The 23,171-nt window shown below is 75.4% G+C and carries 12 protein-coding genes; 9 read left to right on the plus strand and 3 right to left on the minus strand.

The features are described 5' to 3' along the window. Positions 1-601 precede the first annotated feature (601 nt). Positions 602-1,489 carry a universal stress protein gene (locus tag ACZ38L_RS23720; RefSeq protein WP_465696802.1) on the plus strand — a complete coding sequence of 296 codons (888 nt, stop codon included), beginning with the start codon at positions 602-604 and terminating at the stop codon, positions 1,487-1,489. 276 nt (positions 1,490-1,765) lie between these two features. Further along, complete coding sequence (locus ACZ38L_RS23725) at positions 1,766-2,596, plus strand: alpha/beta fold hydrolase (RefSeq protein WP_465696804.1); 831 nt, start codon at positions 1,766-1,768, stop codon at positions 2,594-2,596. An 87-nt stretch (positions 2,597-2,683) separates the two neighbouring features. Here the strand turns inward: ACZ38L_RS23725 and ACZ38L_RS23730 are convergent, their stop codons facing one another. Next, positions 2,684-3,190: a Dps family protein gene (locus ACZ38L_RS23730; RefSeq protein ID WP_465696806.1), complete on the minus strand. Its 507-nt coding sequence runs from the start codon at positions 3,188-3,190 to the stop codon at positions 2,684-2,686. Positions 3,191-3,905: 715 nt separating this feature from the next. On the opposite strand from ACZ38L_RS23730, the gene ACZ38L_RS23735 reads away from it, so the two are divergent. The 6 genes from ACZ38L_RS23735 (at position 3,906) to ACZ38L_RS23760 (ending at position 20,397) form a co-directional block, all read left to right on the plus strand. Further along, positions 3,906-7,205 (plus strand): glucodextranase DOMON-like domain-containing protein, encoded by a 3,300-nt coding sequence (locus ACZ38L_RS23735; protein ID WP_465696808.1) that lies wholly within the window; start codon positions 3,906-3,908, stop codon positions 7,203-7,205. 472 nt (positions 7,206-7,677) lie between these two features. After that, positions 7,678-8,556, plus strand: coding sequence for a DUF4132 domain-containing protein (locus tag ACZ38L_RS23740; protein WP_465696834.1), 879 nt, complete (start codon positions 7,678-7,680; stop codon positions 8,554-8,556). Beyond that, positions 8,553-13,481 (plus strand): DNA-binding protein, encoded by a 4,929-nt coding sequence (locus ACZ38L_RS23745; protein WP_465696810.1) that lies wholly within the window; start codon positions 8,553-8,555, stop codon positions 13,479-13,481. Before ACZ38L_RS23740 ends, ACZ38L_RS23745 begins: the two co-directional genes overlap by 4 nt. Positions 13,482-13,628: 147 nt before the next feature. Beyond that, a complete protein-coding gene (locus ACZ38L_RS23750; RefSeq protein WP_465696812.1) occupies positions 13,629-14,798 on the plus strand; it encodes an ATP-binding protein in 1,170 nt (389 codons plus the stop codon). Further along, positions 14,795-18,487, plus strand: coding sequence for a DUF5682 family protein (locus ACZ38L_RS23755; RefSeq protein ID WP_465696815.1), 3,693 nt, complete (start codon positions 14,795-14,797; stop codon positions 18,485-18,487). Before ACZ38L_RS23750 ends, ACZ38L_RS23755 begins: the two co-directional genes overlap by 4 nt. After that, on the plus strand, positions 18,484-20,397 hold the full coding sequence (locus ACZ38L_RS23760; protein ID WP_465696817.1) for a hypothetical protein: 1,914 nt from the start codon (positions 18,484-18,486) through the stop codon (positions 20,395-20,397). The genes ACZ38L_RS23755 and ACZ38L_RS23760 overlap by 4 nt, the downstream gene beginning before the upstream one ends. Positions 20,398-20,515: 118 nt before the next feature. On the opposite strand, the gene ACZ38L_RS23765 is transcribed toward ACZ38L_RS23760, so the two are convergent. Next, complete coding sequence (locus tag ACZ38L_RS23765; protein WP_465696819.1) at positions 20,516-21,757, minus strand: FAD-dependent oxidoreductase; 1,242 nt, start codon at positions 21,755-21,757, stop codon at positions 20,516-20,518. A gap of 84 nt (positions 21,758-21,841) precedes the next feature. On the opposite strand from ACZ38L_RS23765, the gene ACZ38L_RS23770 reads away from it, so the two are divergent. Further along, positions 21,842-22,636, plus strand: coding sequence for a TetR/AcrR family transcriptional regulator (locus tag ACZ38L_RS23770; RefSeq protein ID WP_465696821.1), 795 nt, complete (start codon positions 21,842-21,844; stop codon positions 22,634-22,636). A 98-nt stretch (positions 22,637-22,734) separates the two neighbouring features. Here ACZ38L_RS23770 and ACZ38L_RS23775 read toward each other — a convergent pair. After that, a partial coding sequence (locus ACZ38L_RS23775; RefSeq protein ID WP_465696823.1) for a helix-turn-helix domain-containing protein occupies positions 22,735-23,171 on the minus strand: 437 nt, incomplete at its 5' end.

A 23,171-nucleotide genomic window follows, 5' to 3' on the forward strand; every position in this document is an offset into this window, starting at 1 on the left:
GGACATCGGGGTTCCCGGCACCAGGCCCGGCGAGTTCGGGCCCGCCAGGCGCCTGCCGTGCCGCCGGCAGCCGTCCGGTAGCCGCCGGGCCTGCTCGCCGTCCAGCCCGGCGGTCAGCACGGGCGGGGCCCGCACGCCGGCCGTCCCGCACCCCTCGGCCACCCCCGGTGCCACGGCCGCGGGCACCTGGCACGGCCAGCTCGGGCCTGCCGAGCCGGTCCGGCCCTCTCACCAGCGCGAACCGGCCACGGACGGGAACGGACCCCGTGCCGGCGAGCTCGGGGGGAGGGATGCTGGCAGGAGACGGCAACCGGTCGACGATCCCCGGGGGTGGCGGGATCGGCGGGGCGGATGCCGGAGGAGGAGTCATGACCCGGAACGACTGGTCCCGACACGGAGCGTGCAACGAGCACGCCAGGGGCCGCGTACCGGCCGACCCGGTCGCCCCGAACGGGCAGCGGAACGCGTGGTCACAGACCTGAAGAGCAGCTGAGGACCTTCGAAGCAAGGAGACCGTGATGAAAGCGAGCATGGGCGACTCGGGCCCGGGCCGAACGCGTGACGGGGGCCCGGACGTGGCCGGGAACGGCGGGGGCCGGCCATGACCCCCGAGGGCCTTCCACCGGTCGTGGTCGGCGTCGATCCCGACAACCCCAGTCGGATGGTGCTCGCCTGGGCCGCCGATGAGGCGGACCGCCGCGACCTGCCGCTGCGTCTGGTCCTGGCGTCCCGGCTGATGACCCGGGACGTCGCCTGGCCGCTGGCCGCCGCCGACATGATCGAGCAGGACCGGCTCGACCACCTGGCGGGGGAGCAGGTGCTCGCCGAAGCGGTGCAGTTCGTCGCCGAGCGGTGCCCCCGTGTGCCGGTGGAGGTCCGGCAGTTGGACGGGGATCCGATCGAGGTGCTGCGGGACCAGGCGGAGGACGCGGCCCAGGTCGTGCTGGGGTCGCGTCGGCTCACCCCGGTCCGGGAACTCTTCTCCGCCGGATCGGCGGCCGTCGCGCTGATCGCTCACGCCAGGTGCCCGGTGGTCGTGGTGCGTGATCCGGAGCACGCCACCCAGAACCCGCCGTACCTGGTCGTCGGGGTGGACGGCAGTCCGGGCGCGCAGTTCGCCGTGGACCACGCGTTCGACGTGGCGGCGCGGCGCGGGGCCGGGTTGCGGGCGGTCCTCGCCTGGCAGCCGGAGCGGCGGGCGACGGCGGAGCAGCGGCACGCCGCCGAGCAGGAGTACCGGCGGATGCTCGCGGAGGCGACGGCCGGGCGGTTGGAGGCCTATCCCGAGGTGGAGTTGACGCACGAGGTGGTGCTCGGCCACCCGGTGGCCGTGCTGTCCGAGGTGTCCGCCCACGCACTGGCGCTGGTGGTCGGCACCCGCGGCCGTGGCGGGTTCGCCGGGATGCTGCTGGGCTCGGTCAGCCAGGGCGTCCTGCATCACGCTCACTGCCCCGTGATGGTCGTACCGGCGCCTTCCTTGCGGACCTGACCCGGCCCGGGCCCGGCCGGTACGCCGTGCCGGGGCGGGCGGTGGTGACGTCGTCGGTCCGCCAGCGCCGGGAGCCGATGCGTCCGTGGTCGCGGGCCGCCGCGACGTCGTGGCCGGTACCAGGCCTCCGGGGCCAGGGCGCTCGCAGCTCCGCCGCGAGCGTCGCCGCGCCGGCTGTCGCCCGGGACTTGTCGATCTTGCCGAGCCGTCGGACGCGTGAAATCCTGATCATGTGTCGGCAGCACCGCCCGAAGGCTCCTGGAAAGGTACCCGCACGTGACCCAGCAGCGCCTGGTCGAGGTCAACGGCCTGGAGATCGCCTACCGGCAGAGCACCGGAGAGGAGGGACAGGTCGTCCTGGTGCACGGCAACTCCGCCTCCTCACGGACCTGGCAACGGCTGCTGGACGGCCCGTTCGGGAAGCGCTTCCGCTGCCTGGCGCTGGATCTTCCCGGTCACGGAGCCTCCGCCCCCGCCGCCACGGCCGACGCCTACTCACTTCCCTTCTACGCAGGGGTGCTGGCCGGCTTCGCCCGGGCCGTGGGCGCCACGGGCGCCCTGCTGGTCGGCTGGAGCCTCGGCGGTCACATCGCTCTGGAAGCCGCACCGCTCCTGCCCGACGCGGCCGGGCTCGCGGTGTTCGGCACGCCGCCGATGTCGACGCCGGCCGCGATGGGCGAGGCGTTCCTGCCGCACCCGGCGATGAGCGTGGGATTCAGCGAACAGGTGGGCCCCGACGAGGCACGGGCCTACGCGGCGAGTCAGCTCGCACCGGGGTCGGCGCTGCCGCTCGACGCGGCGGCACAGGACATCCTGGCCACCGCCCCCGCCGCCCGCGCCGGGCTGGCGGCGAGCCTGGCGGCCGGCGCGTTCGCGGACGAGCTGGCGATAGCCCGTACCATGCCGCAGCCTCTGGCGATCCTGCACGGCAGCGAGGAACAGCTGGTCGACCTGGCGTACCTGCGCTCGCTCGAGCTCCCGCGGCTGTGGCGCGGCGCGGTCCAGCTGATCGACGGCTCGGGCCACACCCCGCAGGAGGAGAGGCCGGAGGAGTTCGCCGCCCTGCTCACCGAGTTCGCGGCCGAACTGCCAGCCCTGCGCCGGTAGTTCCCGGGACTGCTCGACGAGCCGTGGCGGCGGCGCCGCCACCGAGGACCGCACGGACCTGCACCGGGGGCGGACCAGGGGCCCGCCTCAGACGGATCGGTTCTCCGCGCTGACCATCCAGGCGTGCTTCTCCAGGGAGTTGATGATCCCGTGCAGCAGGTCGGCCGTGGAGGGATCCTCGCTGTCGACCTGGTCGTGGTGGGTGCGCAGGGTGTCGACGGTGACGCGCAGGCGTGCGGTGACGAGGTCGACAACGGTGCTCACGTTCTGCTCGCCCTCCGGGAACCCGGGCAGGGTCGTGGTCGCCGTCACGGTGTCGGAACGGCCGTCCGGGCAGCTCCCGAGAGCACGCATGCGCTCGGCGATGGTGTCGGCCGCCTCCCGGGCGTCGTCGACGACCTGATCCAGTTGCAGGTGCAGGTCCCGGAAGTTGTGGCCGACCACGTTCCAGTGGGCCTGCTTCCCCTGGAGGTGCAGTTCGACCAGGTCGACCACGATCTGCTGCAGGGCCCGGGCGAGCTGCGGCGAGGCCGTGAACCCGGCGACATCGGTCTCGGAACGTCGGGAGGCCCCGGAGGCAGCGGAAGCGGTCATGGCATCTCTCCTCTGAGAGCACAGGGGACCGGGCTTCGGAACAGCAGGCCCGTTGGCTGACGTCAACAGCCTACGAAGGTCCCTTCCCGCCGCCACCCGGTGTTCGTCCGCTCGGGTCCCCGAGGTCCCGGGTGCGGGTGACCCTTCCCCGCGGGGCGTGCTCCATTCGGGTCCTGGCACTGGGCCTCGGGGGAGAAGCCACCCCGGGTCACATAGTTCACTTCTCGAAACCACTCCGCCGCAGCTCGATGGCCTTCGGACGGACAGTGCTGCCCTCCTGGCCGACATCTGCGAGAGGGATGTGGCGCCGCAGCCGACATACGCCAAGAAGTGGTCTCTCAAGGCTAGTCAGGTGCCATCTGTGTCAACTAGGTTAAGCCGCGCTTGCTGCCACATTACTGCACACCGTCAAGCCATGGCGGTCGCCGCGCCCTTGCCGGGGCCAGGGGGCGCCGCCTCCCCGGTCCCCGTCGCCCGCTGCCCGTGTTCCCGAGTGAGCCGCCCCACCGTTCACCACGTCCCGCAGGAGCCCATGGTGTTCAAGCTACGTGCGCCGCGTCGCGCCTCCGCGACGGTACCGGCGCTCGCCCGGCCCCAACCCTGGACCCGGCCGTCATCACGGTTACGGCGCGGCGATCCCGGGAGCGGGACGTCGAGATCACCCCTGATCCGACAGGCACGACCCTCCTGGCGCACCGCGACGCTCGCCTCGGCGATGGTCTGTGCGCTGCTCGCCACGGGTGCCGGGGCCGCCCGCGCCGGCACCGGCGGCGCGTCCGGGCAGCCGGGCACCGCCTCCACCTTCGACCTGGCACGCAAGGACTGTCTGGGCACCGCCCGCAACACCACGTCCAAGGTCTGGTACACTGTCGCCGACGGCGTGCTGTCCGACGTGTACGAGCCGACCGTCGACAACACCAACGTGCAGACACTGCAGTACCTCGTCACCGACGGCTGGTCCTTCACCGACGCGCAGACCCGCGACATGAGCTACACCGTGCGGGCCGAGGACTCGGGCATGACCTGCGTGGTCACCTCCACCGACGCCAAGCACGGCTTCCAGCTGCAGACCACCTACCTCACCGACCCCGCGCGCGACACCGTGCTGATGAACACCCGGCTCAGCGCGCTGCCGGGCAGCTCCACCGACGTGCACGCACTGCGGGTGTACGCGCGGCTCGACGCCCACGTGAACGGCGACGGCGGAGGGGGCACCGACAACGCGGGCGCGAACACCGGCGTCGTGGACGCGAACTCCGGAACCCCGGTCGTCTACAGCACCAACACCACGACCCAGGCGGCCAACCGGGGCTACGCCGTCCCGACCTTCATGGCACTGACCGCCACCTCCGCGGGCAAGGCCGCCGTCGGCTACGCGGGCACCAGCGGGGACGGGCTCACCAGCCTCGACACCGTGCACTCCCTGCCCCCGGGCGCCTCCACGCCGAACGGCCACATCGTCGCGACCGAGGACGTCACTCCCAGGCACGGCCAGGACTTCACCCTCTCCCTCGGCTTCGGCCGGACCCAGGCCCAGGCCGTGCGCACGGCAGCCGCGTCCCTCCGCACGCCGTTCGCCGCCGTCCGCAACGCCTACGCCGGTACCTGGCAGGCGTACGACGGCACGCTGAAGCGCCCGCCGGCGTCGGTACCGGGCATCCCCGCCGCCACCGTCCGCTCGACCTACTACCTCGACGCCAACGTCATCAAGTCCAGTGAGGACAAGACGTATCCGGGTGCCATCGTCGCCTCGCTGGCCTCCCCGTGGGGCCAGGCCGTGGACGCGGACACCCTGGTCGGCGGGAAGCCGGTCTATTTCGGCTCCTACCGCGAGGTGTTCGGCCGCGACCTGTACGAGGCGTTCACCGGTCTGCTGGCGGACGGCGACACCGCCACCGCCCGAGCGGCGACGCTGTTCCTGTTCGACCGGCAGCAGCTGCCCACCGGTGAGCTGCCACGCAACTCGCTGGTCAACGGCGAGCCCGCCCCGGACACGGGTGGCGACCAGCTCGACGAGACCGCCTACCCGATCCTGATGGCCTACCTCAGTGGCCTCACCGCCGACAACGCGCTGTGGTCCCAGCACATCAAGCCCGCCGCCGACTTCCTGGTCTCGCACGGCCCGTCCTACGGCGTCGAACGCTGGGAGGAGCAGCCGGGGTACTCACCCTCGACCATCGCCGCCGAGATCGCGGGCCTGACCGCTGCCTCGGCCATCGCCCAGCGGCACGGCGACCACGCCGACGCCCAGCTCTACCAGGCCACCGCGGACGACTTCCAACGCGACGTCAAGGACTGGACCGTCACCTCGACCGGCCCGGACAGCACGTCCCCGTACTTCATCCGGCTGTCGAAGACCGGTGACCCGAACGCCGCGATCGGCTACAACCTGGGCAACGGCGGGCCGACCCTGGACCAGCGCACGGTCATCGACGGGGGTTTCCAGGAGCTGGTCCGGCTCGGCGAACTCCCTTCGAGCGACCCCGTGTTCACCAACTCGCTGGGCGTGCTGGACAGGCAGCTGGCGGTGCGGACCCCCTCCGGTGTCGGCTACTACCGCTACGGCAACGCCGCGAGCGCGGGCAGCGCGGACGGCTACGGTGACTGCTCCACCTCCCACAGCCAGATCTCCTGCTCGACCGCGGGGCAGCCCTGGCCGACCACCGACACCGGAACCGGGCACCTGTGGCCGGTGCTCTCCGGGGAGCGCGCCGAGTCCGCCATCGCCGCCGGTGACGAGGCGACCGCCGCCTCGCTGCTCTCCTCCATGATCGGGTCTGCTTCCGGTGTGGGCCTGGTCCCGGAACAGGTCTGGGAGGACCCCGACCTGCCCGCGTCCCCCTACGGCAGCGACCCGAGCACCGCGTCCATCGGCTTCACCGATGGCCGGGCAGCCGGCTCGGCATCGCCGCTGACCTGGGCACAGGCACAGGAACTGCGCCTGATCACGGATCTGGGCGCCAACCGGACGCTCGACCGGCCGTCGCTCACCACCTCCCGCTACGTCACCCACCAGGCCCCGGCGGCAGCCTCCGTCACGCTGACCGTACCGACCGGCGGCACGACCGTGACCGGCGCGACGACCACCGTCACCGGTACCACCACGCCGGGCGCGACCGTCGTGGTCGGCTCCGACGACACCGCCACGGGCACGGCCGCGGCCACGGTCACCACGCAGGCCGGTCCCACCGGCGCGTTCTCGGCCCAGGTCGGCACCGGGTTCGGCACGAACGAGATCACCGTCGGTGCGACCACGGCCGCCGGTGCGACCGGCTACGCGCAGACCTCGGTGCTCGGCGACGTCGCCGGCGGGACGACCGTGCTCGACGTCACCGACCCGACCGGCGACGACAACGGGCCGGGCGGCTACCGGTACCCGACCGCCGCGTCGTTCGTGCCGGGCTCCTTCGACCTGACGCGCTTCCAGGTGATCACCGATGGTGGCACGGTCTACCTGCGCACCACGCTGAAGTCGCTGACCCCGGAGTTCGGCAGCGCCATGGGCCTGCAACTGCTCGACGTCTACGTGCACGATCCCGCCGCCGGCTCCACCTCGACGGCCCCGGCGTACGCCTCCCGCAACTACTCCATCGCACCGGCCGACGCCTGGAGCGAACGCCTGGAGGTGCAGGGCTTCGCCCCGCCGGTGTGGGTCGACGCGGGTGGCAACCGGATCGGCACGCCGACCGCCGTGGTCGCCTCGCCCGCCGGCGACACGATCACCATCGCGCTGCCTCGGTCGACGTTCGGCACGCCGACCAGCGGGTGGACCTTCACCCTCGCGCTGACCGGCCAGGACGGCTACAGCCCGGACCAGGCACGGGCGTTCACCGCGACGGCGCGGCCCTACACCTTCGGCGTGTGCCCGAGCGGGGACACCGCGGTGATCTGCTCGGTCGACCCGAGCTCCGTGCCGAAGGTGCTGGACACGATCACCCCGCCCGGTGTCTCCCAGGCCAAGGAGCTCGACCCGACTCTCGGTCCGGTCGTCCTGCGGGGCGTGACGGTGCCCTGAGCCGCTCCACGGCTGAAGTCCGAGAACCGCACCGTTCGCCGGTGGTCGCCCCACGGGGGTGACCACCGGCTCGGTGTTTCCGCTCCCGATGACTCCGTCCGGCCCGCGCCGGGGGAGGACCGCGACCCCGCGGGAACCGGCCGTGCCGCTGCGGTGACGTGAGATGCGACACACCCTCGGGTCGGCCCGTGGTGCCCAGCGGTGGCGCCGCCCGGGTCTGGTACGTGCAGCGACGAGGCATGTGCGCCGGGCCCGGGACACCCCGGGTGGCCCCGGGTGACGCGGTCCGGCCCTGGTCCGGGGGCACCTCCGACAACACGGCGCACGGGCCTGCCGGCGACCCCTGGCGGCGGCGGGACGGAGCTGTCCGTGGGGGCCGCTAGGTTTCCGACATCACCGCAGACGGGGGTGTTCGTACCCCTGTGGGCTGCGCGTTTTCTGACGGCATGTAGAGCACGAGGTGGGAGCCGTTATGGGTTGGCTGGCGGCGGGCGACGGGTACGAGGTCGCCTTGGTGGAGGGCAGGGTGACGGCCCGGTCGACGGCCGGCCGCTCCGCCGGCAGGCAGTTGAAGTCCCTGCCGAAGGCGGTGCGGGAGCATCCCGAGACGGACCGGCTGCGCCGCTTCGCGGCCTGGTTGGATCGTCACGCGGTGTCCTGCCGGGAGCAGGTGGACGCCTGGATGGTGTCCTCGCTGCCGGTGCCGACCGGCCTGCTGGCCCGGGTATGGCCGGACGAGGCCTGGCAGGCCGCGCTGCGTGACCTGGTGGTCGTCGGCGGGGGCGAGGACGGGGGCGCGCAGGAGGTGGGCCTCCTGCGCGACGCGACCGTCGACGGCGAACTGCGGCTGGTGAACCTGGACGGCGAGACGGTCCGCATCCGCCCCGCCGTGGTGACGCTGCCGCACCCCGTGCTGCTGGAGGACCTGGACGACCTGCGGGAGTTCGCCGCCGAGCTCGGCGTCGTGCAGGGCGTGGACCAGATCCACCGGGCGACCTGGCACAAGCCGGCCGACCTGCCGGAGAAGGCCACCGAGACGAAGGAGTTCGCCGGCGGACGGTTCTCCTCGCGGTTCGCTCTGGCCGCCCGCGCCACCTCGCTCGGCTACCGCGTCTCCGGCAGCCACGCCACGGCGCGGGTGCGGGACGGCGGGCGGACGGTCGAACCGACGGTGTGGATCGGCGAGCCGTACTGGGACGGTGACGCGCGGACCGGCCCGCTGAGCTGGCGGGACAGCGAGGGCCGTCAGCTGACCCTGCGTGAGGTCGGCCCGGTCGCCTGGTCGGAGGGGATGCGCATGGCCGCGGCGCTGTACGCCGGCCGCACGGTCGAGGAGAGCAAGAGCGCATGAGCGAGTGCAAGGACACCGGAGTGGGAACGACGATGACCGAGGATCAGGCCGCGCAGCTGCTGCGGGCGGGCGCCGTGCTGGCACCGGGGACGAAGGGCGGCGGCGAGCGCGCCGTCCCGCTGACCGCCCGCACCTACCGCCACCCTGGCCTGGACGGACGGGTCGTGGTGCGCCTCGTGCCCGCCGAGCTGGGCGCCGCCGAGGACCAGGTGGCCGGCTTCCTCGGCCTGCGGCCGGACGCCGAGCCGGTCGAGGTCGGCCTCGGGCTGCGCCAGGCCCTGGGCTTCCCCGAGTGGGTGCTCGCGCACCATCCGGAGGACGGCCACCACGCCCTGGGCATCCTGCCGGAGCTGGAGCGCGTCGCGCGGCAGGCCGCCTCGAAGCCGAAGGCCGCCCTGGAGGCCTACCAGGCGATCGCCGAGCGGCTGGCCGCCGCCGTGCCGCACTTCCTGCCGACCTTCTACGAGCAGGCCGGCCGGGTGTTCCTCGGCGTCGAGAACGCCCAGTACGCCGCACAGATGTTCACCCGGGCCCGCAAGGCGGAGGCCCAGCACGGCCTCGCGCTGGACGAACAGCGCCTCGACGCGGTCTTCCTCGAGTTCGCCCTGGCCGGCGCGCTGCCCGTCAAGGTGCTCTCCGGGTACGCCAAGGAGCTGGGCGCACGGGTGCCGGCCGAGGAGGCGTTCGAGCGATTCCGCCGGCTGTGCGTGCGTCGCACCGCGGGCGGTCTGGAGCCGTCCGCCGTGATGGCCACTGATCTGCGCCGCCTGGCCCGCGCCGCCGAAGCAGACGTGGGGACCGCCGAGGGCGACTACCTCACCGAGCTTCTCGCCCTGCCCGCCACGCTGCGCGCCGCGGCCGGCTGGTGGCAGCGCCACCGCGCGGCCCTGGTGACGCTGGCCCGGCACGATGCGGCCGTGCGCGGCCGCCTGCTCGAGTTGATGCCGTCCTCCCACGAGGCGGACCTGCCGGCCTTCTGGCTGGAGGTCCTGGAGGAGTCCGGGGCGAGCGCGGGCCTGTGGGACGAGACGCTGCCGCGGCAGGAGCGTCCCGCCGACGGCACCGCCGGCTGGTTCGAGCGTTTCCTCGCCTGGCGCGGCAACCGTTGGGGCGGCCGCGCCCGCATCCCCGCGCTCCACCCGCTCGTCGAGCGGATGGCCGAGCGGCTGCGCGCCGAGCACGAGGCGGCCGGCAGCGCGGTGGCTTTCACCGAGGCCGATGTCGACCTGCTGGACCAACTGCTCGCCCTGGGCGTGCCGGTCGCCGACCCGGGCTCGAACGCCGGCCTGCGGTTGGAGCAGTGGGCGGTGGAGGAGGAGCGGCGCGACCTGGTGGCGTTGGAGGCCGATCCGCGGTTCCGGCCCGCGTTCGGGCGGGGCGTCAACCGGCTCTCCGACGACGCGGCGGGGAAGCACGCCCTGGCGATGCTCGCCCGCTCGCCCGGCGGCCGGCCGATGCTCGCCGAGTGGATGGCCGAGGTGGCCCGCCGGTCCTTCGCCGCCGGCCTGCCCGAGTGCACGGGCGCGTTCCGCACGCTCGGTTGGGTGCCCGGCGAGGTCCTGGTGCTCGCCGAGGAGGAGGTCCGGGCGGCGGCCGCCATCGACGTGGCGCAGGTGATGGCGCGCACGCTGCGGGCGGGCCTGCTCGACGAGCTGTCCTGGCCGGCCTGGGAGGCGGCCGCCGGTGAGCTCGTACCCCGCAAGGACGTCGACGAGATCGTCGTCGCGGACGCCTGGCCGGAGCTGATCGCGGCCGGCCCCTCGCAGGTCCGGGTGCTCGGCGCCGACGGCCCGGTGCTCACCCACGACCTGCGGATACCCGCCGGCGACGCGATCGAGGCCGGCTACCACTACGTGGACGGCTCGCTGCTCGTCCAGTGGCGGTCGCGGGCCAACGGCCAACGCTGCCTCGGCTACTGGCACACCGCGGCCGACCGGGTGTTCACCATGCCGGAGGGCACCGCCCGGCGCGGCACCCGCACCACGTGGCTGGGCTCGATGACCACCCACGGCCTGCCGCTGCCCGGCGGCGGCCGCACCGGCGGCCACGGCATTGTGCACCCGGGGGACACCGCCCTGCCCGCCGAGCGCAGCGTCATCGGCGATGGCCGCGCGTACTGGGTCTGGGCCGACACGGACGGCAGCTCGCGGTCGTACACCTGGAGGGAGTACGACCCGGCGACCGACACGGTCGGCCGCGCGTCCCTGCCGGCCTTCCTCGCCGACGCGCTGCACGACGCCCCGGCGGGCAGCACGTTCGGGAGCGGCTGGGTGAGGCCGGCGCCGGACGCTGTGCCCTCCCCGGCCGGCGTGCCGGTGGACGGCGTCCTCGGCTGGCGCACGGTCGTGCTGCCCGACGGCTCCAAGCGCGGCGAGGACCTCGGTGGACGCGGCGTCACCCTGCCCGCGCGCCAGAACCGGCCGTTGGCGATCGTGCAGTTCCCCGGCGCGGACCGGCCGCACGCGGTCGTCCAGGACGGCGTCTACGGCATCCGGCTGGTCGACCCGGACGGCGTGACCACCACCACCGCCCGCACCGACGGCGCCCCCGGCGCGTTCGCCGAGGGCACGCTGATCCTGCCGCCGCTGCGCTACTGGCACCACCTGCGGCCGCGCGACCCGCAGGGCTCCGCGGCGCTGCGGCAGCTGGACGGCGAGACGGCCACCGCCCTGCTCGAGGCCGCCGCCGAAACCGACCCGCGGCGCCCCGAAGAGCTGATCGCCCGGGTCCGCGCGCTGCTGCCACAGGTCACCGCCGACGCCCTGGTGGCCGGCATCGCCGGCGTGGCGCGCTTCGCCCTCGGCCCCCGGGAGCAGCTGACCGCCGTCTCCCGGCGCCTGGAGCTGGAGCTCTCCGGCGGGGCCGCACCCGAGGCGGAGGCACCCGGCCCCGACGACGTCCAGCTGCGCCCGGCGCTGGCCGGCCTCGGCGTCCTCCCCTGGCACTACGGGCGGCAGAGCCGCTCGGCGGCCGGGCAGTTGCACTTCCTCGCCCGCGCCGCCGACCTCGCCACCGAGGCCGCACCGGCCGGCACGGTGCACCTGGACGCCACCAACCCGCCCCACGAGTGCGTCTCCTGGCGGCTGCTGCCCGCGCTGCCCGAGGCGACCGCGCTGCGGGCGGTGTCGGCCACGACCGCACCCGAGGCCCGGGCCGCACTGCGGGGCCTGTTCGAGGTGCTGGCCGGTCTGGGGCTCACCAGCACGGCGGGCACCGCCCGCTGGCGCAGCGTCCGGCTGCGGGTGGCGGGCCGTCACCTCACCGACCGCGACGGCACGGTACGGCGCGGCGACCGCACCATGCTGCTGCCACTCGGCGGCGGCGCGTTCCTGCTGTTCTCCGACGGGACGGTGGCGGACAACGGCGACACCGAGTCCCACGCGCTCTTCCACGACCCGGCCGGGCAGTTCACGGTGCCCGCGCCGTACAGCCTGCTGTCCAGCGCACCACTCACCGGCGCCGGGCCGGACGACCGGGCGGCCGCGCTGCTGGCGTACGCGGCCGGGCGCGAGCCGGCGCCGTGGTTCCCCCGGGCCGCCGCGCGCTTCGCCGAACTCACCGGCGTCACCGGCACCATGGCCGCGCTGGTGGTCGCCGGTATGCCGCACGTGGACGCGCGGGAGCGCAACTTCCTGCCGCCGCAGACCCGGGCCCTGCTCGGGCTCAAGGTCGCGGACGCGGCCGTCGCCCGGGACGAGCTGCGCGACCTCGACGCCGAGACCCGTCGCACGCTGCTCGCCGCCTTGCTTCCGGCCGAGGCGGCGCTGCTGTGGACCGAGGGCCCGGACGTGGCCGCGGCCGCGCGGGTGTGGAACGAGCGGGTGGGCCGCCGGACCGCCGTCCCGGAGGCGCTGCTGGCGGAGGCCGTCCGCGCGGTCCGCACCTCCTGGCCGGCCCGCTCGGCGCTGACCGCGGTGCTGGACCCGGCTGCCGCCCCGGAGTTGACCGAGGACCTGGACTGGACGGTCCGCGGCGACCGGGCGGTGCCGGTGGAGTCGCGCACCGGGTTCACCGCCGCCAGCCTGGTCGGCGCGGTGGCGATGGCCGGTTGGCTCGCCCACCGGCTGCCCGCGGGCGACCCGCTGCGCGCCTCACTGCCCGTCACGCTGGCCGCCGTCCGCGCCCGGCTCGCCCATCCCGGGCTGATGCTCGACCTGGGCCGCTACGTCAGCCTGCCGCACTTCCGCAAGGTGGCTGGCGCGCCGAGCGAGGTCGGCGAGGGCTACGAGCGGTACGGCGCGATCGTCATGGCCACCCATGACAGCCAGCCCGCCCCCGCCATTCGCACGGCCCTGCTGGGCCCGGCCGGCGAGGACCCGTACCTGCCCGCGCTGCGGGAGAACGCGGCCGAGCCCTTCCCGGCCGAGGCCGCCCTCGAGGCGGTCAGATCGCCCGGCTACGAGGCACTGCTCGGCGACCCGGGTGACCCGGTGGCCGGCGAGCGCGGCCCGGACGGCACCTGGTGGCCGCAGGACCCGTCGCGTTCGGTGCCCGACCTGGTCGCGGACGCCTCCGAGCGGCACGGGCTCGGCGCGGACGCCGCCGCGCTCTACCTGATGCTGCTGGCCATGCCCGATCCGACCGACCGCAACACCGCCCGCTGGACGGGCTGGCGGCCGGCCCGGCTCAAGGCCGCCCGGGCCGAGCTCGCGGCGAGCGACCTGGTCGTGCGGGCCACCCGCACCCGGGCCGGGCGGACGCTCTTCCTGCCCGGCGGCTGGACCGAGCAGCGCGGCCCGCACCTGCCGCTGGAGACCTGGAAGCTCCCGCTGCTCGGCGGCGGCAGCACCGCGCTGGGCGTGCTGCTGCCCGCCGAGAGCGCGGCCGGGCTGTACCGCCGGGCCTGGCAGCGCGTGCTCGACGGCGACCTGCCGCGCTTCGAGGAGCTGAAGACGCCCAGGGCCCGCCGCGGCCGGCGCCGCTGACGCCACGACCGGGGCGGGGCGCGGCGCCGGCCCGCCCCGCCTTCCACCCGGCCCCCCTTCTCGACCGCCCCAGGGCGCGACGTCGCCGTGCCGCGCCGCACCCGCTTGCCCCCGACCCCTTCTCCCACGGATCCAAGGACCGACACCATGAGCCCCACGACCGATCAGACGGCCCCGCAGGCCCGGCAGATCCCGCCGGCCGAGCAGCGCCACGCGGCGGAACTCGCCTTCCTCGCCGCCTACGACGACGGCCCCCGCCCGCCCGGCTGGGCGCTGACCCCGAGCGCGGTGGTGACCTTCGTGTGCGGCAGCGACGGCGAGGCGCTCACCCTGCCGCCCAAGCGCCGCAAGGCCGGCGCGCTGCCGGCGAAGCTGGTCGTCGCGCCGAAGTTCGTCGGTGAGCGCGCCCTGGTGGAGCGCTGCGTGGTCACCCTGGCCGGTGAACGCGGCCTGTTGCTGGTCGGTGAGCCCGGCACCGCCAAGTCGATGCTCTCCGAGCTGCTGTCGGTGGCGGTGAGCGGCACGAGCGAGCTGACCGTGCAGGGCACCGCAGGCACCACCGAGGACGCCTTCCGCTACGGCTGGAACTACGCGCTGCTGCTCGCCCAGGGCCCCACCCCGCAGGCGCTGGTCGCCTCGCCCGTGATGACCGCGATGCGCAACGGCAAGGTCGCCCGGATCGAGGAGGTCACCCGCTGCCTGCCGGAGGTGCAGGACGCCCTGGTGTCGATCCTCTCCGACCGACGGGTGAGCGTGCCGGAGCTCGCCGGCTCCCCCGAGGCCACGGTCGCCGCCGTACCCGGCTTCACCGTGATCGCCACCGCCAACCTGCGCGACCGCGGCGTGTCGGAGATGTCCGCGGCCCTCAAGCGGCGCTTCAACTTCGAGACGGTGCACCCGATCGCCGACGCGGACGCCGAGACGCGGCTGGTCCGCACCCAGGCCACCGCCGTCGTGCAGCGCGCCGGGGCCGCCTTCGGCGTGGACGACGCGGTGCTCGACGTCCTGGTCACCGTCTTCCGTGACCTGCGCACCGGCCGCTCGGCCGAGGGCTGGGACGTCGAGCGGCCCGGCACGGTGATGTCCACCGCCGAGGCCGTCCACGTCGCCGCCTCGCTCGGTCTGGCCCGCGCCTACCTGCCCGGCGGCGACGCCCTCGACCTCGTCCCCGGCCACCTGCTCGGCGCGGTCCGCAAGGACGACCCGGCCGACCACGCCCGCCTGTTGGGCTACTGGGACGGACCGGTGCGCCGCCGCGCCGAGGACGGCTCGGCCCTGTGGCGCCGCCTGTGGGACCTGCGGGAGAACCTGCGTTGACCGACCTCCGTACCTCCCCGGACCCGGCCGATCCGCGCCAGGCGGTCGAGTCGCTCGCCACCTGCGCACGGCCGTACCTGATCGGCGTCCGGCACCACAGCCCGGCCCTGGCCGCCGTGATGCCGGCGCTGCTCGACGAGGCCGCCCCACGGGTGCTCTGCGTGGAACTGCCGGCCGACTTCCAGCGGTGGCTCCCGCACCTCGCCGACCCCGGCACACTGGCCCCGGTCGCCCTCGCCGGGGCGGACGGGGACGGACGACTCGGCTTCTACCCGTTCGCCGACTTCTCACCCGAGCTCGCCGCGATCCGCTGGGCCCGCGAGCACGGCGTCGAGGTGCTCTGCTGCGACCTGCCGCTCGCCGACAAGGGCTGGACCGCGCCGGGTCCGGACACCGACGCCGGCGAACGCCCCACCGGCACCGGGTACGCGGACGCCCTCCGGGCTGCCGGCACCGGCCGCGACGGTGACGACCTGTGGGACCGCTCGGTCGAGGTGCGGGCCCCCGGCAGCACACCGGAGGCGGTACGCCGCGCCGCGCTGGCCGTCGGCTGGGCGCTGCGCCGGGACGCCGCCGGGCGGGCCGGAGTGCCCGCCGAGGATCTCGCCCGCGAGGCGCACATGAGCCGGGTGATCGGCCGGGCAGCGGCCGGCGGGGCCCGCGTCGCCGCGGTCGTCGGCGCCTTCCACACCCCCGCGCTCCGCGCGGAGCCGCCGGCCGAGGTCCCGTCCACCACGCCGGCGCCGGCCGACGGCGGACCGGTCACCTCCATCGTCCCGTACACCTTCGATCTCCTCGACGCCCGGTCCGGCTACCCAGCGGGCATCCGCGACCCGCGGTGGCAGCAGGCCGTGCTCACCGCACAGGGTGATCCCCGGCGGCTCCACGAGGCGGCGGCCCGGGCGATCACCGAGGTCTGCCGCGAGCTGCGCGCGGCCGGACACCCGGCCGGCACCGGCGAGGCCGCCGAGACCCTCCGGCTGGCCTGCGATCTCGCCCGGCTGCGCGGCCTGCCGGCCCCCGGCCGTGGCGAACTCCTGGAGGCGGTCGCGGCCGTCCTCGGCCAGGGCGAGCCGCTCGGCCGCGGCCGGGCTCTCGCCAAGGCCCTCGAGACCGTGCTGGTCGGCGCTGACCGCGGCCGGCTCGCCCCCGGCACCCCGCGCTCCGGCCTCGGCCCGTCGGTGGAGGCCGAACTCGTGGCCCTGCGCCTGCCCAGCCCGGACGACCCCGACTCCCGCGAGCTGCGGCTCGACCCGCTGCGCTCCGCGCTGGACGGGCGCCGCGAGGTGCTGCTGCAGCGACTCGCCGTCCTGGGGGTCGGCTACGGCAGGGCACTGGAGGTGTCCGGCACGGGTGACGCCTCCGCGCTGACCACCCGTTGGCGGATGGCCTGGACCCCGTCCGTGGCCGCCCGGCTCGACCTGGCCGGCGTGCGCGGGGTCACCGCCGAGTTCGCCGCCGCCGGCACCCTGCGCCAGACCGCGCGCGGCCAGGCCGCGGACGGCGGGCCGACCTGCGCCCAGCTGCTCGACGGGCTGCGCGCCGCCGCCCGCTGTGACCTGCCGGCCCTGGTGGCCGAGTACCTGGCCGAGGCCGAGGGGCTCCTGCCCGTCTCGGCGACCCTGCCCGAACTCCTCGACGCGCTGGACCTGTTGGAGGCACTGCGGGTTGCCCACCTGCCCGGCACCACCGAGCACAGCCGGGCCCGGGCAGCCGAACTGGCCGGCACCCTGCTGGACGCGGCCGTCCGCGGCCTGCCCGGCCTCGCCGGCAGCGAGGACCCGGCGGACGCCGCCGCCCTGGTCGCCCTCGCCACCCGGGCCGGCGAGGACCGGCTCGGGCTGCGCATGGAGGACGCGCTCGCCGCCCTGGCCCGGACGGGTTCACCGCTCCTCCAGGGCGCGGCCCTCGCGTGCCGCGTCCTGCTCGACCTGGACACCGCCGACCAGCTCGGCACCCGGGTGGCGGGCTGGGTCGACTCGGCAGCCGACCCCGAGGGCCGGCGCCGGCTCGCCCGGCTGCTGGCCGGGCTGCTGACGGCCGGAGGCCCGCTGCTGCAGTACGCGCCCGGTGCCCTAGGCCCGCTGGTCGAGCGGATCGACGTCCTGCCCGACCGTGCGTTCCTGCGGCGGCTGCCCGCGCTGCGGGCCGGCTTCGACGCGCTCAGCCCCACCGGGCGCGGGCGGCTGCTGGACACCGTCACCGAACACCTCGGCGAGCGCCTCGATCTGACGCTCGCGGCACCGGCCGAGCTGATCGCCCTGTGGACGGCGGCGGACAGCGCCGCTGCCGAGGCCCTCGCGGCCCTCGGTCTGCCGGGCACCACCCCGGTCGGGACCGGAGCCCCGGCAGCCGGGCCGGGGGAGGCCGGCACCACTGCCCACGCGGCCGGTGCGACCGCGTCAACGGCGGCCGGCACCAGGCCCGATGACGCCCTCCCGTCGACAACAGGCGCTACCGGGGCCGAGGCCACCGGGCCGGCGGCCGAGCCCACCCAGGCCGCGCCCGCCCCACTCGCCACGGCCGAGCTGGCCGAGCCGGCCGGGCCCGCGGGTACCGCCACACCGCGGCGACTCTCGACGGCCGACCGCTGGCGACTGCTGCTCGGCCGCGAACCGGAGCGCCTGCCCGCGGGTGCCCGCCGCTACGCGCAGGCCCTGGACGAGCTCTACGGCGCGGGCCGCGGCGAGGGATCCGCCGACCTCGGCGGCGGGTCCGGCGCCGGTGGCGGTCAGCAGGAGTCCTTCCCCACCGCCCGCGAGTGGTCGAAGGAACTCGAGGCGCTGTTCGGCGCGGACGTCCGTGAGGAAGTGCTCGCCGCCGCCGCGGACTCGGGCCGCACCGACGTGCTCGCCGAGCTCGACCCGACGTCCGTCCGCCCCTCGATGGAACTGCTGACCTCCGTGCTCACCCTGGCCGGCGGCATGCCCGAGCACCAGCTCGAGCGGCTGCGTCCACTGGTGCGTCGCCTGGTCGACGAACTCGCCCGCGAGCTCGCGACCAGGCTGCGCCCCGCCCTCACCGGCCTGGCCACCGCGCGGCCGACCCGCCGTCCGGGAGGCCGGATCGACCTGCCGCGCACCCTGCGGGCCAACCTGGCCCACACCCGGCGCCTCACGGACGGCCGGACGGTCGTCGTGCCGGAGCAGCCGGTGTTCAGCACCCGCTCACGACGGGAGGCCGACTGGCGGCTGATCCTGGTGGTCGACGTCTCCGGATCGATGGAGGCCTCGGTCATCTGGTCCGCTCTCACCGCGGCGGTACTGGGCGGCGTGCCGACCCTGTCCACCCACTTCCTGGCCTTCTCGACCCAGATCGCCGATCTCACCGACCGGGTCCGCGACCCGCTGTCGCTGTTGCTGGAGGTCCGGGTCGGCGGCGGCACCCACATCGCCGCCGCGCTCGCCCACGCCCGATCGCTGGTCACCGTGCCCAGCCGCACCCTCGTCGTGGTCGTCAGCGACTTCGAGGAGGGCTACCCCCTGGGCGGCCTGCTCGGCGAGGTCCGGGCGCTGGCCTCCTCCGGGGTGCACCTGCTGGGCTGCGCGGCGCTGGACGACAGTGGCACCCCGCGCTACTCGGTGCCGATCGCCCGTCAACTCGTCGCCGCCGGCATGCCGGTGGCCGCCCTCAGCCCCCTCGCCCTCGCCCGCTGGGTGGGCGAGCGCCTGCGTGGAGAAACCCGATGACCGCCACCGATGACCTCCAACTGCCCCCCGTCGCACCCGAACTGCTGGCAACCACCGTCGAGTTGCTGACGTCCCGGCTGCGCAGGAAGCTCGACGCGGCGATCGGGCAGTACGCCGCGCTGCCCCTCGAGCCCGCACCCGACGGCTCGGGTGTCACCGTCCGGTGCGGCGAGGACGCCCTGGTCACCCTGGTGCCCGGCCCCACCGGCGTGGTCACCGGGGAGGGGCAGGCGCAGTGCGGTTGCCTGCTCGCGCCGCGGTGCCTGCACCGGGCGGCGGTGCTTGGCTGCTGCCCGATCGCCGACCCACCGGCCGCCGACGGCGCCACACCGGGCGAACCGGGCGCACCCGACGACGCGCAGGCCGACGGCGGCCAGGTCGAGGCCGCCCGGGTGACAGCCGAGCCAGCCAGGGAGCAGGAGCCGGCGCCGGTCGTCGTCGAGCCGATGCCCGCCCAGGCCGCGGCCGCCGCCGAGCTGTGGGCCGCCGCCGCGGCCGCCCTCGCCGCGGGCGTGCCCGGGGCCGGGGCAGTCGCGCAGGCCGAGCTGCTGCGCGCGGCCCACACCGCCCGGCTGGCCGATCTGCACCGCGCGGAGGCCGCCGCGCTGCGCGTGGTCCGCGGTCTGCGCGGCGCCCGCGCCCGCCACAGCAGCCACCGCACCGCGGATCTGGCCGCCGCGCTGCGCGAGCTCCTGCTCGTCACCGCGCTGCTCCGCTCCGGCCCGGTGGACCGGTCGTTGCTCGGCGGCGCACGCCGCGCCTACCAGCCGGGCGGCGCCCTGCGGGTGTACGGGGTGTGCCGCGAACCGGTGCTGACCGCCACCGGCTACGGGGGAGTGGTGACCCATCTGGTCACCGAGGACGGCCGGTGGATGTCGGTCGCCGACGTCAAGCCGGGCGGTGCGGCCCGTGCCCGCGGCGCCGGCACCGCCCCCGTCTCGGTGGGAGCGGCGGCGCTGGACCACGCGCAGCTCTCCCGGGGCGGTCTGCTGATCTCCGGCGCGATCGTCTCGGCGGACGGCCGGCTGGGCTCCGGCCGTGGCGTGCGCGCCAACCCGGTGGCGGGGCTGGACTGGGGCTCGGGCCCCCTGGCGGCGCTGTTCGCCCGACCGCTGGCCGAGGCCGCGGCCGAGCGCCTCGCCGACGGCCCGCTCGCGGATCCGGAGCGGACCGAGCGAGTTCGTCGGCCCGTCGGCTGCGACCTGGTCGTCCTCGGCGCCGACACCGACAGCGTGCTCGCCCGCGAGCTCGACCCGGTGACGGGGCGGGCGCGCGGCCCCCTGATCCGGCTGGTCGCCGCCAACCGCCACCCGGACCTGGCGCACACCGCCAACCTCGCGAAGCTCGCGGCCCGTCCGGGCCTGCGGGTGCGGGTACTCGCCCGGGTGGACGCCGACCGGGCCGCCACCCTGCGCCCGCTGGCGCTCGCACCGCTGCCGGGGGCCACGGCCACGCTCAGGCTGCCGCCCGAGTGGCACGGGCGTGCGGACCTCGGTTACGACCTGCTCCAGGGCACGCACCTGCCCACCGCCGAGGAGTGCGCCCCGGACCAGCCGGTGAGCGCGGCGGGGCCCGACCCACTGGGCGAGTCCCCGCTGTGGCGGGTGCGCCGCCAGGTGGAGCTCGCCCTCGCCGGCGGGCGCCGCGCCCTCGCCGAGTCGCAGCGCGGCGGCGGCGCCCGTACGGACGCGACGGCTCTGCGGCGCACCGGTTTCCACACCGCCGCCGAGCTCACCACCGCCCTCGCGGCCGAGGCCGACCGGCGCCGGCGCGACGTCTTCGGACGGCTCGGCGACGCCGGCGCCGACCGGTACGCCGAGAGCTGGCTCGCGACCGCCGTCCATCTCACGGCGGCCGAGCGGGAACTCGTCCGCGCGACCTGGCGTGCCCACGAGGTCGCGGCCGGCTGACCTGCGGCGGCCGTGGCGCCCCTGCCCGTGGCGTGGCGCCACGGCCGGACCGACCGGTGCGCCGGACCGGCAAGCCCACGTTCACGGGCCGGCCCGGCGCTCGCGGGATCGGCGGCGCCTACGCCCTCGCCGACTCCGCCGGGGAGCGCCGGGCGAAGGCCGGGGCGTGCTCCGGGCGCGGGCCCAACGCGACCAGGCGAGAAGGGAGTTGGCGGAACCCGGGGAGGTACCGGGTGGCCAGGACCATCGAGGTGGGCGGGCCGATCCGGCGGCCGGTGAGGACCGGGGCGAAGAGCCCGTCGTGCAGCATCAGCTGCACGCGCTGCAGGACCACCATGGGCCGCCACCGCCGCCGCTGGACCTTCGCCAGGTCGGCGGTGGTCAGCCGGCCCCGGTGCAGCGGTTCGGCGAGCAGCGTGGCCGCCGCGACCGCGTCCTGGATGGCGAGGTTGATCCCCACTCCGCCGGCCGGGGACATCGCGTGGGCGGCGTCGCCGATGAACAGGAGACCGTCGGCGTACCAGTGCGGAAGCCGGTTGAGCCGGACGTCGAGCAGGTGGACGTCGTCCATGCTCGGCAGTTGGTCGACCCGGTCCACGTACTGCGGCATCAGGTCGGCGATCCGCGCCCGGAAGCGTTCGACGCCTTCGGCGCGCAGGCGGGCGTCGGATCCCTTCGTGGTGAAGTAGGCGATCTGGAAGTAGTCGTTCCTGGTGATGCTCAGCGCGAACTCGCCGGCCCGGAACGCGGGGACCAGCCGGGGCTCCTGGGTCTGCTCCGCGAGGTGCCTGGGCAGCCGGAACCACCAGGTGTCGAACGGGACCGGGAACTCCCGGGGCACCAGACCGGCGTCCTGGCGCAGCGCGGAGTGGCGGCCGTCGGCCGCGACGGTGAGGGTGGCGCGGATCTCGCCCTCCTCGCCGTCCCGGGTGCGGTAGCGGACGCCGACGACCTTGCCGTCCTCCCGGATCAGCCCGGTCGCCGCGGTGTTCATCCGCAGGGTGAACGACGGCTCCCGCCGGGCCTCCTGGGCGAGCAGGTTGAGCAGGTCCCACTGCGGGATCATCGCGATGTAGTTGTAGGGCGCGGGCAGGGCCGCGAAGTCGGTCAGCCGCACCCGGCCGCCGTCCGCCGTGGGCACTTCCATGTTGCCCAGCCTGCTCTGCGGCAGCGCGGCGAACTTCCGCCCCAGGCCCAGCTCGTCCATCAGCCGCACGGTGGACGCGTGGACGGTGTCGCCGCGGAAGTCGCGCAGGAAGTCGCAGTGCTTCTCCAGCACGGTCACCTCGATCCCGGCCCGCGCCAGCAGTAGGCCCAGCATCATGCCGGCCGGTCCACCCCCGGAGATGACGACGCTCATGGCACTCTCCCCTCGTTCCTGGTGGAACTCTCATATACAGAGTCTTTGGAACGGTCTCAGGTGTCAAGCCGTATCATGGAGCACATGCAGGAGCACGAACAGATGCGGGATCTGGTGGCCGCCGCCCTGGCGGCGGCGAGGGAACGCGGCCGGGACGTCGCGGACGTCCCGCTGACGGCGATCGCCGCGGCGGCCGGCGTCTCCCGCAGCACGCTGCTGCGCCGGCTGGGCGGCTCCAGGGGCGCGCTGGACGAGGCGGTCCGGCGGGCAGGCGTCGACCCCGGCGGCCGGCGGCCGGTCCGCGAGCGCGCGATCGAGGCGGCGGCGCAGCTCGTCGCCGAGCGGGGCCTCGGCGCGGTGACCCTGGACGCCGTCGCGGAGCGGGCCGCGTGTTCGCTCCCCAGCCTGCACACGGTCTTCGACGGCCGGGACGGCCTGCTCGGCGCCGTCTACGAACTCTACGGACCGCTGCTCGACCTGGAGGCCCTGGCCGCCGACCCGCCGGAGCACCTGGAGGACACCGTGCGGGCTCTCTACCGAGCCGTGATCACGGCGTTCGACCGCGAGCCGCGCGTGCTCCCGGCGATCTTCGCGGACCTCTTCAGCCGGCCGGACGGGCCCGCCGCGCGAGCGATGCGGGCGTACCTCCCGCGCCTGTTCGACAGCCTCGCCCGGCTCCTGCTGCCGCACGTGGAGGCGGGCCGGATGCGACGGCTGCCACTCCCGGTCCTGGTCCAGCTCCTGCTGGGCCCGATGGTCACCCACATTCTCCTGCGACCCGTGCTCGACCCCGTGCGGGGCGTCGACCTCCCACCCGTGAACGAGGTCTGCGAACTCTTCGCCGAGGCCTACCTGCGCGCGGTCGTGCGGCCGGAGTGACGGGTCCGCCCGCTGCCACGCCGTGTGGTCGCGTGCTCGGCTCCGCCGAAGGCGGCATCCCGGGCGCGGCCAAGGTGCCGGCGGTCGGGGCGCGGGTCTCACAGCACCAGGACGGTCTCGCTGCGGCCCAGCAGGAAGCCCAGGTGCAACCGGTTCCGGGCGCCCAGGCTGTCCTTGATGTGTGCCACGTGCGCCTGTAGCGTCCGTTCGCTGATGCCCAGGCGGCGGGCGATGACCTTGTCCGAGTGGCCCTCCACCAGCAGCCGTTGGATGGACTCCCGGATGGACGGGACCACCTCGGGGGCGGCCTGGGCGGAGTGGATCGGCACGAAGGGGAACGGCTCGGCGCGGTCCCAGGAGCGCTCGAAGACGTCGCTGAGGAACCGGACGACGGCCGGCTCGGTGATCATCGCGGCCTCGGTGCGGTCGTCGTTGGCCGAGATGAACGCGGTGGCCCGGTCGATGACGATCAGTCGGTCGAAGAACTCGGCCAGGGTCCGCACCTGGACGCCGTAGCCGGTCACGGTCCGGACGT

It is taken from the genome of Kitasatospora sp. NPDC024654 (assembly GCF_055559155.1).

Coding starts and splice junctions, on each gene's coding strand:
- ACZ38L_RS23720 (WP_465696802.1), top strand. CDS start 602: ATGACCCCCGAGGGCCTTCCACCGGTCGTGGTCGGCGTCGATCCCGAC.
- ACZ38L_RS23730 (WP_465696806.1), bottom strand. CDS start 3,190: ATGACCGCTTCCGCTGCCTCCGGGGCCTCCCGACGTTCCGAGACCGAT.
- ACZ38L_RS23735 (WP_465696808.1), top strand. CDS start 3,906: ATGGTCTGTGCGCTGCTCGCCACGGGTGCCGGGGCCGCCCGCGCCGGC.
- ACZ38L_RS23740 (WP_465696834.1), top strand. CDS start 7,678: ATGGGTTGGCTGGCGGCGGGCGACGGGTACGAGGTCGCCTTGGTGGAG.
- ACZ38L_RS23745 (WP_465696810.1), top strand. CDS start 8,553: ATGAGCGAGTGCAAGGACACCGGAGTGGGAACGACGATGACCGAGGAT.
- ACZ38L_RS23750 (WP_465696812.1), top strand. CDS start 13,629: ATGAGCCCCACGACCGATCAGACGGCCCCGCAGGCCCGGCAGATCCCG.
- ACZ38L_RS23760 (WP_465696817.1), top strand. CDS start 18,484: ATGACCGCCACCGATGACCTCCAACTGCCCCCCGTCGCACCCGAACTG.
- ACZ38L_RS23765 (WP_465696819.1), bottom strand. CDS start 21,757: ATGAGCGTCGTCATCTCCGGGGGTGGACCGGCCGGCATGATGCTGGGC.
- ACZ38L_RS23770 (WP_465696821.1), top strand. CDS start 21,842: ATGCAGGAGCACGAACAGATGCGGGATCTGGTGGCCGCCGCCCTGGCG.